This window comes from Planctomycetota bacterium, assembly GCA_018242585.1.
In the GTDB taxonomy this organism is placed as follows: Bacteria; Planctomycetota; Planctomycetia; order Pirellulales; family PNKZ01; genus JAFEBQ01.
In genome coordinates, this window is sequence record JAFEBQ010000003.1 from 20,639 (window position 1) to 36,662 (window position 16,024).

The window sequence follows — 16,024 nt, forward strand, 5'->3', positions numbered from 1 at the left end:
CCGTTGTCAGTGGTCAGTTGTCCGTTGTTGGGGGAGCAACTGGCTTGGATTGACCGATGGAGTTGATGTACGCATTGAGCCTTGGAGCCAATTCGTCGAGAAGCAACTTGAGCTGTTCGACCTGTTCGGCGGACAAGAGTCCTCGTTGGCAAGCTCTTCTTAGCCAGTGTTTCGTTTCGTGAAGCGACGCCCGGGCGATGCGAACAAAACGTCGATTCTCTGGGAACGTACCGCGACCGGACCCTTCGGCGATGTTCGCCCCGATACTATCGGCGGCTCGCACCAGTTGCTTGCCGACGGTGTCGCGTGGGAAGTTTGACCAGTTCTTGACAATCTCCCACACGCGATCGGCGAGTTCTTCGGCCAGCCGGTATACCTGCAGATTTTCAAATTGGGTTCGCGCCACGACCAGCCCTCGCAACGCTTACTTTCCAGAACCGATGGTAAGCAACTTTTCCTAACAACTGACAACGGACCACTGACAACGGACAAATCCGCAGGCTAGCGCCCGCGGATTCCGTGGTATTCGAGCGGCATCTCGTAGTCTTTCCGCAGCGGGTGTCCCAGCCAGTCTTCCGGGCACAGGATCCGCCGCAGGTCCGGGTGCCCCACGAAGTTCACGCCCGACAGGTCGAACACTTCGCGCTCGTGCCAGTCGGCCGTGGCCCACACACCGCTGACGGTCGGCACCTCGGGCAACTGGCCCGGCTGATCGTCTTTCCACCGCGGCAGAATCACCTTGAGGACCAGGCTCACCTTGTTCGGCAGGCTCCACAGGTGGTAGACCACTTCGGTGTGCGGCTGCCAGGTGACCTTGGCGGCTTTCTTGGCGTCGGGTTCAAAGTAGTCCACGCCCGAGATGCAGTTCAAAAAGTTGAACTGCAGAGCCGGGTCGTCACGCAGGTAGGTGCAGACGTCCACCAGCGCGTCGGGCGCGACTTCGATCCACGGATCGATCGCTTCCAGGTTCGACCCGGTGATGCCGTCGCCGAACTTTTTCTTCAGTTGATCGAGAAACGCTTGGCCGTTGGGCATTGTCGGGCGACCTTTGCAAGACGGAACAGGTTGAGCGATTCAGGTGTTGTTGGACTGCCGGCCGCGCTCGTTGCCGGCTTCGTCGACCGCCGTTCGCAAGCGCGCAGGCGGTGCGCTAGACCGCAGTGCGCTAGGCCAGCGCCAGCGATTCTTCCTCGGCTTCGGCAGCATCGCGCACCAGGGCGCGTTCGCGGCTGACGGCGCGGACCCAGTCCAAGTCGCCGCGCCGCCAGACATAGGCAAAGCCCACCATCAGCACGGCAAAGAAAACCAGTATGTCAGCAATCGACGTGGCGGCCAGTGTTCGTGCCATGCCGCGAATCGTGGCGACGTTCGCTTCGGGCGTGGCTTTGGCGTCGGGCAACTCGGGCTTGGCCACGCCCAACTCACCCAGCACGTTCTGCGCGGCCGGCGTCAGCGCGCCGGTTTGCGACACCACGGCGGCTTGCGGGTCCATCAGGTGCGTGGCCTTGCCATAGACCACGGCCCAGGGGAAGAAGAACGCCACTTCGACGTCGAAGATGATGAACAACAGCGCGACCACGTAGAACCGCAAGTCGAACTGGACAAAGCTCGAGCCGATGGTCGGCTCGCCGCATTCGTAGATTTCGAGCTTCTCTTCGTTCGGCGACTTGGGACGCAGGAACCGCCCGAGCAGCAAGTTGGCGAAGAGGAACGCGATGCCGACCGCGACAAACAGAGCCAGGTAACCAACGATCGCGGTAGGAGACATCGTGGGGGTGCTTTCCAAGGAGAAGAGTCGCCGGCGACGTAAACTCCCCAGATTTTAGGCAGTTAAGGCCGGTTTGCAAGCGGCGAGCCTGGCCCCAGAAATCAACCACGACGGCACGACGAACACGACGTAAGGCAGTAATGCAAAGGCTACGAGATTCGGGGATGTGGGCGGTGCTCTTCGCTCATTTCCGGCGTCGTGACCGTCGTGCCGTCGTGGTCGAATCTAACGATTTGCTAGAGGGAGACCGACGGGGCCTAACAGCCTAGCGAGTTCTCGCCGAAGGTGCCCCCCGTGCCGCTCGAAGCCACCAGCGACCGGCGACCGGCGAAGCCGGCGTCGAGCTCGTGCCAATGCAGCACCTCGGGCTCGCCCAGCTTCCAGCACAGATACACCACTCGGCCGTCGATTGCGGCGGGAAAGTCGACCAGCCCCTCGGGTCCACCCTTGGGTTCGACCCCCAGGGCCAGCAGCTCGTCGACGTATTCCTGGATCTTGGCCCGGTCGCGCTCGAGCTGCAACTCGGCCTCGTGCAGTTCATCGCTATACACGGTCTCGCGCTTCGAGCCGTGGGCTTCGATCAACTCGCCAACGCGCTGCTTGCGTTCGCGGAACTCGCGCGACAGTTGAGCCAGATCGCCGACAATGGCCCGCACCAATGGCAGCATGGCGTTGGCCTGCTCGACGGTGAACAGCCGCGGCTGGTTGGCGTGCAGGGGCGAAGCTTCAGGGCTAGGCTTGTCGGACGGGCGGTCGGTCATCGGCGGAAAGCTTTCTGTGCGCTCGAGCGAGAATCGTGGATCGGAAGTGAACCGGAACAACCATGCTGGCGGCGCTGCGATTTCGACCAGCCAGTCTCGCGGGCATTGTACCCGCGTCGAGCCTTTGCGCGGTGGTCGCAAACCACGGTGCTCGTAAAACCACTTTGGTCGCCAAGCCATTCATTACGCATGCGAGCGATGAATGGTTCGCCGACTACTGTGCGCGACGGTCGACGCGCGGTCCTACTGGTTTGGACCACCGTGGACTGGCTCGGCAATCACCTTGGACTGAGCGACTGCCGTAGGATTCAGCGTAGCTCGGCCCCAGCCGATTTCCACCGGCAAACGCGAGAAATCGACAATGCAACCGTCACGGCTGTAGCAGCTCAGGTCGTGCGTCGCTCCCATAAAGATGCAATCGACTGGACAAGGTTCGACGCACAAGGCGCAAAACATGCACTTCGAATAGTCGATCGTAAAACCGGTGATCTTGAAGCCCTTGCCGTTGGTGACCCGTTCCTTGCCGATGTAGATGCAATCGACTGGGCAGGCCTTGGCGCACTGGTCACAAGCGATGCACGTCGTCAGGTCGTAGCGGTGGAATCCGCGATAGCGCGGCGCCACCGGCACCGGCAACTCGGGGTACTCGAAGTGGTGCGTGAACGTCCGGCGCTGGGGGTCATAGGTCCGCATCCAGTACCGCAGCGTCACGTACAGCCCGTGCAAGACCGTGTAGACCGCGCTGAAGACGTCTTTGAACCATTGCAGCATGGAGCACTTCTTTTCTGGTTCGGCGCGCACGAAGAACGAACGGGTCGCTTGCGACGCGAATGGCAGCCGCGCGACCCTAAAATCTGATTCGAGTCGCTGAAGTCGTCAGACTTCAGACGTTTCGATCATTCGCGGTCAATTATAGGCCCCGCCGAACCGGTCGCAAGGCAGCGCGGAGGCGGTGAAATGCTTAATGCGAAATGCTTAATCATCGGACGCGACGTTGTTCATCGGGCGCGGCGCGTTTGGCGGTGCTGGGTCGTGGCGGTTGCTGTTCGCCTCCCTCATGCCATCGTGAGGGAGCCGGGGACGGTCGGCATCGGTGAGTGCTTGCCAGTCTCACCGGCGCGGTCGCGACTCGTCCGTCGGTCCATACGCGATCCACTGCCGCCCTGACAATCGCCCAAAGCACTTGGCGGCCCCTCGCCCAGCCGGCCCCGGCTGGGCCGGTCAACAGCCGCAGGGGCATACAAAGCCCAAGAGTCCAGCTCGTTTGCCGCTCCTTTTTGGGGGAACGGCCCAGTTCTGTAAAACCCGGTGTTGCGGGTGATTTACCGCTGTCGCAGCAAGCTGGACCCGCCGTGGCGAGCCTCACCGGATGGTGAGTCTAGTTTCGTAACATTTTGCCGCGAATAGCGTTGCGATACTTTTGGTTGGCCAGCCACACCCCATTGGGGTCATTACCGACAGCCCGGTCTCGCCAGCTTCCAGCAGCTTGCGGAGCCCCCAAAAGAACCACCCGGCAAATGTTCGTAAATCAATACGTTGCTTGACTCTGGGTGTGGTATGCGTAGAGTGTTATTGACGAATGCCGCGTAACGCTTGGGACGAGTTTGACGATTCTGTCCTCGGTTGCGACGCGGGTAAACCAAGCCGTTCGCCGAACCTTTGTCCAAGGAAGACACTCATCCGCCGCAGGCGGTGTTTCGACAAGTAAGTTGAGGAACCGGGCGATGTTGGTCTTATCCCGCAAGAAGAACGAAAGCATCGTGATCAACAACGAGATCACGGTCGTGGTGGTCGAGATTCGCGGCGACAAGGTGCGACTCGGCGTCGAAGCCCCCAAGGAAGTGCCGGTTCACCGGCGCGAGGTCTACGACGCCATCCAGCGTTCCAGCGCTGAGCACCCCCCGACGACCGAGAAGCCCGCCGAACCCGAAGCCGGCAAGGCCGACCGCAGCTAGTTGCGTTCTCGTTCAGCGCGCCGTCGCGCGCATTGGCTTGGTGCTAGCAGCGCCGAGCGGTTTTTCCATTGAATGTTTGCTGGTGCGTGGTCGCGCGCTTGTCCGTGGTCAGTAGTCCGTTGTCAGTTGTAGGAAGCAGTTTGCAGCGGGCGAAAATCAACGAGTTTGAAGCAGAGTGCAACGGACCACTGACAACTGACTACGGACCCCAGCGCAAGCCGGGGCTTGACGCGCCAGCGCAGCGGCCAGTATACACGCCTACTTGGCGCTTTCTGCCCGCCGACCGGTGGCGGGTTGCTGGCGACCAACGCGGCCCCGTCGTCTAGTCAGGTCTAGGACACAGGCCTTTCACGCCTGCGACACGGGTTCAAATCCCGTCGGGGTCACTTATCCCTCGAACACCGCGCGGAATCTGCGCGCCGGCATTGTTGAAGCTACCGCTCTCCGGTCGCGCCACGAATCCACCAGCCCAGGGGCCTCACCCTCCCTGGGCTTTTTCATGCGCGCTAACAGAAGAGAGAAGAAATGAACCGCAAAGGGCGCAAAGAAATGCTGAAGAGATTTCGACCACGACGACACGACGGGCACGACGCAGGAAAGATAAAGAATGCGAACGTGGAAGCGAGGCGCGCAAGCCAGTGGCCCCACGGCCAAATCGCCAGCGTGTTTCGCCCCTCCTTCCTTCACGGCACGTTCTTCTTCGCGCCCTTGGCGTCTTTGCGGTTCAAATCCTCTGCTGATGTCTTTCCGGCGTGGTGCCCGTCGTGTCGTCGTAGTCGAATCCCCTTCGTCATTTCTTTTCTCTGTGTCGCGCAATCAATCCTTAAGGCCTGGAGCATGACATCCCGCGAACAATGGTGAGGGGGTAGCATCGGTCGCTAGGGCAACCGGCGCCCCGAACAAAGGCGCAAACCATGCCTGGGTAGTCGCCGCTGCGGCATGTTACACTGGCAATTCACCGCCACTTGGCTGCTCGTTTCATCTCTGCCTTGAATCACTTCGTTGGCACGCCGCTCGATGGATACGCCGATCGACTCGTTCCTGTTGGTTTCGTTCGGAGGGCCCGAGGGGCCGGACGACGTGCTGCCGTTTCTGGAGAACGTGCTGCGCGGCCGCAACGTGCCGCGCGAGCGGATGCTGACGGTGGCCGAGCATTACCAGCAATTCGGCGGCGTCAGCCCGATCAATGCCCAGAACCGTGCGCTGCTGGTGGCCTTGCGCGACGAACTGCGGCGTCATGGCCCCGAGCTGCCCCTGTATTTCGGCAATCGCAACTGGCATCCGTTGTTGCCCGACACGCTGCGCCAGATGGCCGCCGATGGTCGCCGCCGGGCGGTGGCGTTCTTTACGTCGGCGTTCAGCAGCTACTCCGGCTGTCGCCAGTACCGCGAGAACGTGATGGCGGCCCAGCAAGAGGTCGGCACCAGCGCCCCGCGCGTCGACAAGCTCAGGATGTTTTACAACCACCCGGGTTTTGTCGAACCGTCGATCGAAAACGTCGTGTCGGCCTGGCGGCAAGTGCCCGAGTCGCGCCGCGCCGCAGCCCGCGTGGTCTTTACGGCCCACAGCATCCCGAGCGCGATGGCCGACCAGTGCAAGTACGAAGATCAACTCCGCGAGACGGCCGGGTTGATCATGACGGCGCTCCCCGGCGCGGCCTGGCAGTTGGCCTATCAAAGTCGCAGCGGCCCGCCGAACCAGCCGTGGCTCGAGCCCGACATTCTCGACGTGCTGCGCACGCTGGCGGCCGAAGGAGTGCGCGACGTGGTGGTGATGCCGGTCGGGTTTGTCTCGGACCACTTGGAGGTGATGTACGACCTGGACACGGCCGCCCAGCAGTTGGCCCATGAACTGGGTATGAACCTCGTCCGCGCGGCCACGGTCGGCACGCACCCGCGATTCGTGACAATGATACGCGAGCTGATCGTCGAGCGGATTGCGGCCGAGCAGGGAGGTGCGCCCGCGCGCCCGGCGCTCGGATGCCTGGGCCCCAGTCACGATGTGTGTCCGGTCGATTGCTGCCTGCCGCCGGCCAGACCGGCGGGGCGGAATGCCTAATGCGTAATGCTGAATTGCGGAGCTGCGAAGCTGGCGCCTTCAACCCTCGCCCCTTGCGGGAGAGGGTGGTTCGCATAGCGAACCGGGTGAGGGGTAAGTCCCAAGCTCGTACGACTGATAACTTCTTTACCCCTCATCCGCCCTTCGGGCACCTTCTCCCACAAGGGGAGAAGGGCTAGCGCTGGCCGCGGGATGTTGGTGGTCGTTTATTACAACGGACCACAGACCACGGACAACTGACAAACCTCAGTCCACCGCACTCTCGGCTAGGATTTTGCGATACGCTTGTCGGGCGACTTCGTACGCGGCGGCGGCGGCTTCGCGTTCGTCGTCGCGAATCTTCTTCTGCTTGGCGTTCCAGCAGACATCGACCGCGTCAAGGCACCACTGGGCGCTCGCGCGGCTGGCGCGAACTGGTTGGCCGTCGACTTCGATCCAGATCGGGTTCGTGTGTGACGTGGGGAGAATGCGAACCGCGACCCAGCACGACCGGCCGGGCTTAATCGTGAACTCAAGCGGTGTGATCGTCCCGTCGGCCGCGATCTCGCGGCGTTCGACGGCCTGGCCATTCACAAGCAACTCGACCGGCACGCGGCGCGAGTCGTCGAGCCGGGCTCGTTCCGGATGCCAGTAGGGCTTCTCGTCCCAACGCTTATTGCGAATCTCGGCCTTGGGCGTTTCGTCCAACCACGCGGCCGCGTTGACCGTCACCTTCAGCGGTTGGTTGGCCTTCGCGGCCAGCACGCTGGCCCGCTCCTTGCCGTCGGCGTCCTTGGCGCCGGGCTCGCCCACGCCGAGTTGCTCGACCTTAAAGTCGTACACGTGGCTCAGTCCATCGCTGACGTACGAGCGTCCCTGGCGAATCCCCTCGGCCCAGGTGTCGTAGTCGAGTTGCTGTTTGCCGAGCTTGACGTACGAGCGCCCCAGGCCAATTCGCTCGCCGTAAATACAAGGGAAGTCGGTCTCGCCGCTGATGCGTGTCGTCATGCCGCAGTTGAGCGTGTGATACCAGATGTTCAATTCCCAATGGGCCGGCGTGTCGACGGTCGAGATGAAATCGCACGCGCCGTGGACCGTGTCGACGATGTATTCATTGGCGCCAATGCCGTCGAACTTCGGCATTTCCAGGTTCGGCAGCTTGGTGCTTTCGATCTTCAGCCCCCAGCCACTGTGCGAAAAGCCGACGACCGAGCCTTGCTCTTGCCCCCATTGCAGAATCGGCAAGTCCCAACTCGGCCACTCCTCAATGGTGCTCACGCCGCGATAGTCGTCCTCTTTTAACCGCAACAGGCAAAGATGCCCGCAGTGCGAGCTGGGGAAGCCCGACACTTCGACGTCATAGCGCATCAAGTAATCGCGGGTCGACAAGCTGTGCGTCTTGCCTTCGAAGAATTGCTTCTGGTGGTACCAGCACGGCCCCCACGACAAGACGCAACCGACGTTCAGGTCTTCGCCCAGGATGTGCCGCATCATATCGGCCGGCTGCACCCCTTCGGTCGGCGATTCGTAGTGCGAGCAGCCCGCCGCGTGGACGTGATGATCGCCGGAGTACCAGCCCTGGTCGGCCAGCTTGATCCAGCGCCGCAGGCTGAACGTCTCGGTCGATGGCTGCCCGGCCACGACGTTGATCTCGCGCGACAAGACGCGATACTCGGGCCCGCGACCGTACACCACGGTGAACTTGCCCGGCGGCAGCAGCACGTTCTCGCCATCGGCCCGGTAGACCTGATCGTGGAAGAAAAAGTCAGGGGCCAACCGCCGGGTGCGCGACGGATAGACGCGCCCGCGCCCGTCGCGAAAGACAAAATGCCCCGTCGTCGGCCGGCCGTCGGTGTCGAGCACGCGCAAGGTCACGGCCTGGGCCGGCGCGCAATCGAACAGCACGTTCAACTCGCTGCGAAAGCCCAAATCTTGCGTCCCCTGGCCGACGTCGAACATCAACTTGGCTTCGCGCTTGCCGGCGTCGCGGCTGTACAACTCGACGACGCGATACTCGACCTTCAAAGCCGACAGTTCCTTGGCCAGCGGCTGATCGGTGTATTGGCCGACGTCCATCCAGCGGGCTTCGACCTGCTCGGCGGGCAGAATGTCTTTCGGCGCGGGGCTTCCCGACGAGCGGCGATGCAGCGGCGCGGCATTGGGGCTGCTCACGCGCAGCGGCGCGGTCACGCCGGCTTCGTTGATTACCTTGACGAGGAACACGCTCCAGCCGTGTTGCATCAGTTGGGCCGCGGCGAGGCCACGAGCGACCTTCACCCGGCTTTCCGGATTGATGTTCACCTGGGCCAGACAGAGAGGGTCGAGAACTTGCTGGATGCCGCGGACGCGGGCCGTGGCGTCCTGTTCGGCCAGCGCAGCGGCCAGTTGTTGCCGCGCGGCCGGTTCGAGCGGAGCGCCGACCATGTTCAGGGCGTCGGCCACGCGCGCCGCCTGGGCCGCCAAGGGCTGCGCCTCGACATCGGCAACGGGTGTCAAAGGCTCGGCGCGGAGTGGGGCGTTGCATGACAGCAAGGCCAAACAAGCCAGTGCGGTTGCAATTGATTGCGTGATGCGGTGTGGCATAAAAGGGCCTCGCGGCAAGAGGGGGTCGGAGAAACGAGGAAATCGATCGCCTGTTCTCGGACGATTCACGGCGAGGTGCAGGTCTTTAAGCACCAAAGGTGCGCCTCATACCAGCCTGGGGCAACGCCCCAGGTATCGGAACCCGCGAGTCTTTAAGGGCTGAAGGCCCGCACCATCTTCGGATGCGTCGGGCTTTCAGCCCTTAGTCCCTTGTTGCGACTGTTACCTGGGGCGTTGCCCCAGGCTGGTATGTGCCGGGCCGTTGGCCCTTGAAGGCAAAAGTAAATGATTTATCGCAGTGCGAGCGGGCGTTTCCACAATTCACTCAAGGCAACGTCTGGCTGGCCGTCGTTCGCGCGACGTTTCAGTTCTTCGAGTAGTTGTGGATCGTCGAGCGACAATCCGGGTAACTCCTCAGGCAAGCTGCCCAAGAGCTGTTCGGCAAGCACCAAACGATCGTTCTCAGGCAATTGCAAGCACGCGGCCAAAAGCTCGTCACGACTAGCAGCCATAAGTCATTCGCGAAATCGAGTCCGTGGAGTCGTTTCAACTATTCTACATCAGGTGACCGACCAAAACCTCATTCGATGATTTGGGCCGAGTCTTTACCAGCTTTCAATCTGTAGCGGATGCTGCTGAATAAATTCGATCGCCTCGGGTCGGGTAAAGACGCTGGCCGTGGCGCTGATTGAGCGGACGCAACTGGCCCCCAGCGCCGCCCCCCAGGCCAGGCATTGTTCCAAGCTGCCCTCGTCGAGCAGGCCGGCGATGTAGCCTGCCACAAAGGCGTCGCCGGCGCCGGTGCCGCCGACGAACGGCATGCGGTGAGCCGCCGCGAGCAACCGGCGCTCGCCGCTGACAACGGTCAGCCCCTCGTCGCCGGCGGTGATCACCACGGTTCCGGCACCGGCTTCGCGCAGCCGCAGCGCTTGCTGCTTGGGGTCGTGCGCGCCGGTGATGATGGCCGCCTCGTCCCGGTTGGGCAGAAACACATCGGTCTCGGTGAGCACCGGTCCAAGCTGCGGCCAGTAGTCGCCCGGGCCGGGGAGCACCACGTCGAGCACCGTCGTCACGCCGGCGGCACGCGCTGCGCGAAACACTTCCCCCAGGCGCGCCGGATCGAGGCCGGCCATCAACAAGTAGCCGCCGACGTACAACACGCGACTGCGGCGCACCAGATCCAGCGGAATATCGTCGGCCGACAGCGCGGCATTCGCGCCCAGCGCGTGGATGAATCGTCGATCCTGCCCGGTGACGTTGATAATCATCGTCCCGGCCGTGCCGACGCCGGCGATGCGGCGGATGCCATCAACGGCAATGCCAGCGTCGCGGTGCGTGTCGATGACGAACTGGGCGAAGGCGTCATCACCGACACAGCCGATCAGTCCCGACTTGACGCCGACCCGGGCCAAGTCCATCGCCACGTTCGACGCGCACCCGCCAGTGGTCAGTTCGAGCCGATCGGTCAGCACCAGTTGCCCGGACTGGGGCAGATGCGGGATCGGCGCGCAAATATGGTCGGCCACCAACAGGCCAACGCTCAGACAGGCGGGCGAATCGTTCATCATTGAATATGCGGGGAGGTATGGGCGGGATGCTAGCGGCCACGACCGATCTTGACCGGCATCGACCTTTCGACCTACAGTTGCCCGGCTTGCGGTCGCAGGCGAACCGATTTTGACAGCCGACGCAACTTGGTTCTAGCACCCACGATCACGGCTCGCCAGCTTTTCAACTGGCAACGGCTCGGAACGCGCGCGGCGGACGACGCTCTGAAATGATTTCAGAGCCGGCTGGCGTCGCCTCGGGCCGGATTTCCTGCGACCCAAGTGGGTCACGCGATCATACGTCGTGGCCAATCATTTCGTGGGTATTCAGCGAGGTCGGCGTACCATGCGCAAGATGTGCTTGGTTCTGGCGGTGTCGTTGTCGGCGGTGGCGGCCTCGGCCGCGGCCCAAGCTCCTTCGCCGGCGCGATCGGCCGATCCAGTCCGCCTGGCGCGGCTGATCACCGATCTGGGAAGCAACCAATACGAAGTTCGCGTCGAAGCCAACCAGGCGCTGGCCGAGCTGGGCCCGGCTGCGCGAGGTGTGCTCGAGACGGCGCTCAAGTCGGACGATCCCGAAGTGCGCCTGCGGGCTGGTGAACTGCTGCGGCGCGTGAAGATTGAAGAACTGCTCGCTCCCAGCCGGATCGCCTTCCCAACCGCGCGCGGCTCAGCCGGCAAGTTAATTGCACAGCTTTCCGAGCAAGCCGGCAACCATGTGATGCTCGGTGACCAGTACGGCGGGTTCCACGACAAGGACATCGAGCTGGAACAACCGTCGGGGACGTTCTGGCCGCTGCTCGATGAAATCTGCCGCAAGTCCGAACACCGCGTCCGCGCGCACTACGACACGCGTCAGCCAGGGCTGGTGGTGATCGACGGCGGGCAGACTAGCTATCCCACGGCTTACTCGGGTCCGGTGCGGGCGCAAATCATCTCGGCCCGGCGGAACTTTTCCGAGGATCTCGACTACGAGCAAGTCACCAGCGAGCGATCGCACACCTTCCAGGTGACGTTCGCGCTCGTCTGGGAAGATCGGTTCCGTCTGGTCGCTTACCGGGCGCAGCCCGAACTGGTGTCGGCGCTCACGGACAAACAGACCGATCTGGCGGCGACCCCGCCGGCGGCCAGCGGATGGAACGTGGCCGGTTCGGGTACGCGGCAAGTGACGATGAGCATGCGGCTGCACCCGCCGGTGACGACCGCCAAACAGCTCGATACGTTTCATCTACGGTGGGGCGTGATGGCCGTCGGCGATTACGCCGCGCTCGAAGTAAGCGACCTGACGCCGGGCAAGATTCACCAGCAAGACGACGTTGAGCTGCAGATCGAAAGCTTGCCGACCGAAGCGGCCGCGCGGTGCGAGGTCTGTGTGGTGGTCCACCGCGAGCAGATGGTGACCGAGCCGCGCGACGTGGTATTCCAGGAATACGAGTTCGATCTGTTCGACACCGACGGGCGGATGTACCGGCGGCAAAGCCAGACCAACTCGTTCGCCGATGACGGCGCCCGGTCGAAGCTTACCTTCCAGGCCGAAAGCCCCGGCAGCAAGCCCGGGAAGCTGCGGTTCAGCTACCCACGTTTGCGCGCCGAGCGGAACCTGGAGATCGTGTTCCGTGATGTGCCGCTGCCGCGCGCTCGACCCGAGTGAGGAGATTTGAACCGCAAAGACGCAAAGGGCGCAAAAGAAAGATAACGGGAGTGGAATCGCAGAGGGCGCTGAGTTGCGCAGAGAAAAGAATTCTAAAAGTCCCTCCGCGATCCTCTGCGTTCTCTGCGATTCAAATTGGCCTTGCTCTTCCCTTTGCGTCTTTGCGGTTCAAAGAATCTCCTCGCCTTTCGCCCCTAGCTCGCCGGTTCCGCTGGCCGGTATACTGCGGCGAGTTGAGTGATTGTGCCGGCGCGGCGCAGTGTGAACCTGGTGGGCCGGGCGGCTGTCATTCAACCAATACCCACGTGATATCCCGCGCCCCTTTTGCACCAGAAAAGCTGTCTATGATTCGCGTTGCGGTCCTGGGAGCGACGGGCTATTCGGCCCTGGAACTGATCAAGATTCTGCTCCGCCATCCCGAGGTCGAGATCACCGTCGCCACCAGCCGGCAGGAAGGGAACCCCCCCTTGGCGATGGTTCATCCCTGGCTCACCAACCGCATCGACCTGCGGCTCGAAGAGCCTTCGCCCGAGACGATTGGCTCGCGGGCCGATTGCGTGTTCAGTTGTTTGCCCCACTGCGTGGTGACGGCTTCGGTGCCGAAGTTTCTGGCCGCCAACTGCAAGGTGATCGACTTGAGCGCTGACTACCGGCTGCGCGATCCGGCGGTCTATGCCCAGTGGTACAACGAGAAGCACGGCGATCCTGAACACTTGGGCGAAGCGGTGTACGGCCTGCCCGAGTTGTTTCGTGAAAAGATTCCGGCGGCGCGCTTGATCGCCAACCCCGGTTGCTATCCGACGTCGGCCATCTTGGCGCTCGCGCCCTTGCTGAAGACCGGCCTGGTCGAGGCCGGCGACATCATCGTCGACAGCAAGAGCGGCGTCTCGGGGGCCGGGCGCACGCCCAAGCTGACCACGCTGTTTCCCGAGTGCAATGAAAGCCTGTCGGCGTACAACGTCGGCCGGCATCGCCACACGCCCGAGATCAATCAGGTGTTGAACATGGCCAGCGGGGCCGACGTGAACGTGATCTTCACGCCGCATCTGGTACCGATGGACCGCGGCATTCTGACCACCACCTACTCGCGGCCGGTCAAGCCGGTGACCGAGGAGCAGGTGATGGACACGCTGAAAAAGTTCTACGAAGACGAGCCATTCGTCCGCGTGGTCAGCCATCTACCCGGCACCAAGGACGTGGCGCACAGCAACTTCTGTGACGTGACGGCCCGCGTCGTCGGGGGGCGGATCGTCACGATCAGTTGCCTGGATAACTTGATCAAAGGCGCCGCCGGCGCCGCCGTGCAGAACTTCAATTTGATCCACGGCTTTCCCGAGACGCTGGCCTTGCCCTAGTGGCGCCGGCCGGGCGTCCGCCTGCTTTGCGACACGATTATTCCGCGAGAGAGTCACCTGCCATGTCGCTTCCGATTGCTCAAGGGTTTCAGTTCGCCGGCGTTTATTGCGGTATCAAGCGGAACACCAGCAAGCTCGATTGCAGCCTGGTGCTGTCCGATCGGCCCGCCGTGGCCGTGGGCGTGTACACGCGGAATCTGGTGTTTGCCGCGCCGGTGGGGCTCGACCGCAGTCGGACCCCCAGCGACAAGATGCGTGGCGTGGTGATCAACTCGGGGAACGCCAACGCTTGTACGGGCGAGCGGGGCGCGCGCGACGCCGAGCGAATGGCCGAGCTGGCCGGTTCGATCTGCGGCGTCCAGCCGACCGAGATGCTGGTGATGTCGACCGGCGTGATCGGCGAGTTCCTGCCGATGGAGAAGATCGCCGCCGGCATCAATCTGTGCGCGAACCAGTTGGCCGGCAATGAAGACGCGCTGGTCGCGGCCGCGCGCGGAATGCTGACCACCGACACGCGCCACAAGATCGGCAGCCGCCAGGTCAAGCTAGGCAATCGAACCGTGACGATCACCGGCATGGCCAAGGGGGCCGCGATGATCGGCCCGAACATGGCCACGATGCTGGGGTTGCTGTTGACCGACGCGCCGCTGGCCACGGCCAGCGCCCAGAGCGCGCTGAAGGAAGCCGTTCACGACAGCTTCAACAGCATCAGCGTCGATGGTCATATGAGCACCAACGATACGGTGCTGCTGCTAGCCAATGGCGCCGCCGGCGGCGCGCCGCTGGCCGGTGACGAACTGGCCGGATTCCAGGCGGCGCTCAATGAGTTAAGCGCTGAACTCGCGCGGGCCATTCCGGCCGACGGCGAAGGGGCGACGCACCTGATCACGATCGAAATCATCGGCTGTGCCGATCGCGCTGCGGCCCACCGCATTGCCAAGACCGTGGCCGAAAGCCCGTTGGTCAAGACAGCCATCACCGGGGCCGACCCCAATTGGGGGCGGATCGTTTCGGCGGCGGGTTACGCCGGCGTGCCGTTCGATCCGAATCAGGTGACGCTCCACTTGAATGGCGAACTGCTGTACGAGCACGGCTCGCCGGTGGCGTTTGACGAGACGGCAGTCAGCAAGACGATCAAAGAGAATCGAGACGTGTCGATCGTCCTCCGCTTCGGTGAAGGGTCGGGCAAGGCCCGCTTCTGGACGACCGATTTAACGGCCGAGTACGTCCACCTGAACGCGGACTATCACACGTAGGCCGGCCGTTATCACTTAGGCGTTTCACGGAGCGGAAGGCTCGTTTCCACGCCTTGGCCACGACTCGCTTGGCGCATAGGGCAAGCCATCGCAACTCATTGCCATAGTGGAGCTTACCGAGCCGCTTCAGGTCCGTTTATGCCGATTATGCGGGCGGCCCGCCAGCCTCATAGATGTAAGAATGGGTAAACTGAATTGAATAGAAAATGTAGGGTGACTAGCATAAACCTCTAGTGATCGGCCACTCGGCCGCTCTAACATCAAATAGCCTTATCCTCAGGGCCATCGGTCATGCTCAACGGCAAAAAAGTTGTCGTCGTCATGCCGGCGTACAACGCCGAAAAGACGCTCCGTCGCACCGTGGACGAGATTCCCCGCGACGTGGTCGATCATCTGATCCTGGTCGATGACTGTAGTCGCGACAACACGGCCGAGTTGGCCGCTTCGCTCGGCATCACGACCTTCGTCCACCGCAATAACTTCGGCTATGGGCGGAACCAGAAGACCTGTTATCGCCAGGCGCTGAAGCTGGGGGCTGACATCGTCGTGATGTTGCACCCCGACTATCAGTACACGCCGAAGCTGATCACGGCCATGGCCAGCTTGATCGCCCACGGCGAGTTTGACGTGGTGCTCGGCTCGCGCATCTTGGGCACCGGCGCGCTGGCCGGCGGGATGCCGCTGTACAAGTACATTTCCAATCGTTTCCTGACGCTGTTCCAGAACATTTTGCTGCGGCACAAGCTGTCCGAGTATCACACCGGCTATCGCGCCTTCTCGCGCGAGGTACTGACCAGCTTGCCGTTGAACGAAAACTCGGATGACTTCCTGTTCGACAACGAGATGCTGACCCAGGCGGTCTACTTCGACTATCGGATCGGCGAGATCACCTGCCCAACCAAGTACTTTGAAGACGCCTCGTCGATTTCCTTCCGCCGTTCGGTAAAGTACGGCGTCGGCGTGTTGTGGACCAGCGTGCGGTTTCGCGCCGAGCGTTGGGGCTTGGCGCATTCCGCCATCTTCAATCGGCAAGGTCGCAAGCTGGATGACACCGACTCGGCCAAGCCGACGTATTACGCCGCGTTTCAGTTGCAGGCATAGGCCGAGGACG

Annotated in this window: 14 protein-coding genes and 1 tRNA gene; 7 read left to right on the forward strand and 8 right to left on the reverse strand. The window is 62.5% G+C overall.

What is annotated here, in order from left to right; translation table 11 throughout:
* Window positions 1-13 precede the first annotated feature (13 nt).
* The 5 genes from JSS27_01250 to JSS27_01270 all read right to left on the reverse strand — a co-directional run bounded on the left by JSS27_01250 (window position 14) and on the right by JSS27_01270 (window position 3,300).
* Window positions 14-406 carry a four helix bundle protein gene (locus JSS27_01250; protein ID MBS0207557.1) on the reverse strand — a complete coding sequence of 131 codons (393 nt, stop codon included), beginning with the start codon at window positions 404-406 and terminating at the stop codon, window positions 14-16.
* A gap of 95 nt (window positions 407-501) precedes the next feature.
* Window positions 502-1,035 (reverse strand): NADH-quinone oxidoreductase subunit C, encoded by a 534-nt coding sequence (locus JSS27_01255; protein MBS0207558.1) that lies wholly within the window; start codon window positions 1,033-1,035, stop codon window positions 502-504.
* Between the two features lie 130 nt (window positions 1,036-1,165).
* Entirely contained in the window at window positions 1,166-1,768 is a 603-nt protein-coding gene (locus JSS27_01260) for an NADH-quinone oxidoreductase subunit A (protein MBS0207559.1), read from the reverse strand.
* A 257-nt stretch (window positions 1,769-2,025) separates the two neighbouring features.
* Window positions 2,026-2,529: a DUF2203 domain-containing protein gene (locus tag JSS27_01265; protein ID MBS0207560.1), complete on the reverse strand. Its 504-nt coding sequence runs from the start codon at window positions 2,527-2,529 to the stop codon at window positions 2,026-2,028.
* A gap of 243 nt (window positions 2,530-2,772) precedes the next feature.
* Window positions 2,773-3,300 carry a 4Fe-4S binding protein gene (locus JSS27_01270; protein MBS0207561.1) on the reverse strand — a complete coding sequence of 176 codons (528 nt, stop codon included), beginning with the start codon at window positions 3,298-3,300 and terminating at the stop codon, window positions 2,773-2,775.
* 953 nt (window positions 3,301-4,253) lie between these two features.
* Here JSS27_01270 and csrA point away from each other — a divergent pair.
* From csrA to JSS27_01285, 3 genes are all read left to right on the forward strand, one after another.
* The gene (csrA, locus tag JSS27_01275; protein ID MBS0207562.1) at window positions 4,254-4,484 is read left to right on the forward strand and encodes a carbon storage regulator CsrA; all 231 of its coding nucleotides are present in this window, start codon (window positions 4,254-4,256) and stop codon (window positions 4,482-4,484) included.
* A 311-nt stretch (window positions 4,485-4,795) separates the two neighbouring features.
* Window positions 4,796-4,870 (forward strand) — tRNA-Glu (locus JSS27_01280).
* Window positions 4,871-5,501: 631 nt separating this feature from the next.
* Complete coding sequence (locus JSS27_01285; GenBank protein ID MBS0207563.1) at window positions 5,502-6,542, forward strand: ferrochelatase; 1,041 nt, start codon at window positions 5,502-5,504, stop codon at window positions 6,540-6,542.
* Between the two features lie 246 nt (window positions 6,543-6,788).
* On the opposite strand, the gene JSS27_01290 is transcribed toward JSS27_01285, so the two are convergent.
* The 3 genes from JSS27_01290 to JSS27_01300 form a co-directional block, all read right to left on the reverse strand.
* Window positions 6,789-9,104 (reverse strand): CehA/McbA family metallohydrolase, encoded by a 2,316-nt coding sequence (locus JSS27_01290; GenBank protein ID MBS0207564.1) that lies wholly within the window; start codon window positions 9,102-9,104, stop codon window positions 6,789-6,791.
* Window positions 9,105-9,394: 290 nt separating this feature from the next.
* Window positions 9,395-9,616: a hypothetical protein gene (locus JSS27_01295; GenBank protein MBS0207565.1), complete on the reverse strand. Its 222-nt coding sequence runs from the start codon at window positions 9,614-9,616 to the stop codon at window positions 9,395-9,397.
* A gap of 93 nt (window positions 9,617-9,709) precedes the next feature.
* On the reverse strand, window positions 9,710-10,669 hold the full coding sequence (locus tag JSS27_01300) for a sugar kinase (protein ID MBS0207566.1): 960 nt from the start codon (window positions 10,667-10,669) through the stop codon (window positions 9,710-9,712).
* A 328-nt stretch (window positions 10,670-10,997) separates the two neighbouring features.
* Between JSS27_01300 and JSS27_01305 the strand changes: the two genes are divergently transcribed.
* From JSS27_01305 to JSS27_01320, 4 genes are all read left to right on the forward strand, one after another.
* Entirely contained in the window at window positions 10,998-12,302 is a 1,305-nt protein-coding gene (locus tag JSS27_01305) for a HEAT repeat domain-containing protein (protein ID MBS0207567.1), read from the forward strand.
* A gap of 344 nt (window positions 12,303-12,646) precedes the next feature.
* Complete coding sequence (locus JSS27_01310) at window positions 12,647-13,657, forward strand: N-acetyl-gamma-glutamyl-phosphate reductase (protein MBS0207568.1); 1,011 nt, start codon at window positions 12,647-12,649, stop codon at window positions 13,655-13,657.
* A gap of 62 nt (window positions 13,658-13,719) precedes the next feature.
* Complete coding sequence (gene argJ / locus JSS27_01315) at window positions 13,720-14,913, forward strand: bifunctional glutamate N-acetyltransferase/amino-acid acetyltransferase ArgJ (protein ID MBS0207569.1); 1,194 nt, start codon at window positions 13,720-13,722, stop codon at window positions 14,911-14,913.
* Between the two features lie 291 nt (window positions 14,914-15,204).
* Window positions 15,205-16,014: a glycosyltransferase family 2 protein gene (locus tag JSS27_01320; GenBank protein ID MBS0207570.1), complete on the forward strand. Its 810-nt coding sequence runs from the start codon at window positions 15,205-15,207 to the stop codon at window positions 16,012-16,014.
* The last annotated feature ends 10 nt before the right edge of the window (window positions 16,015-16,024 follow it).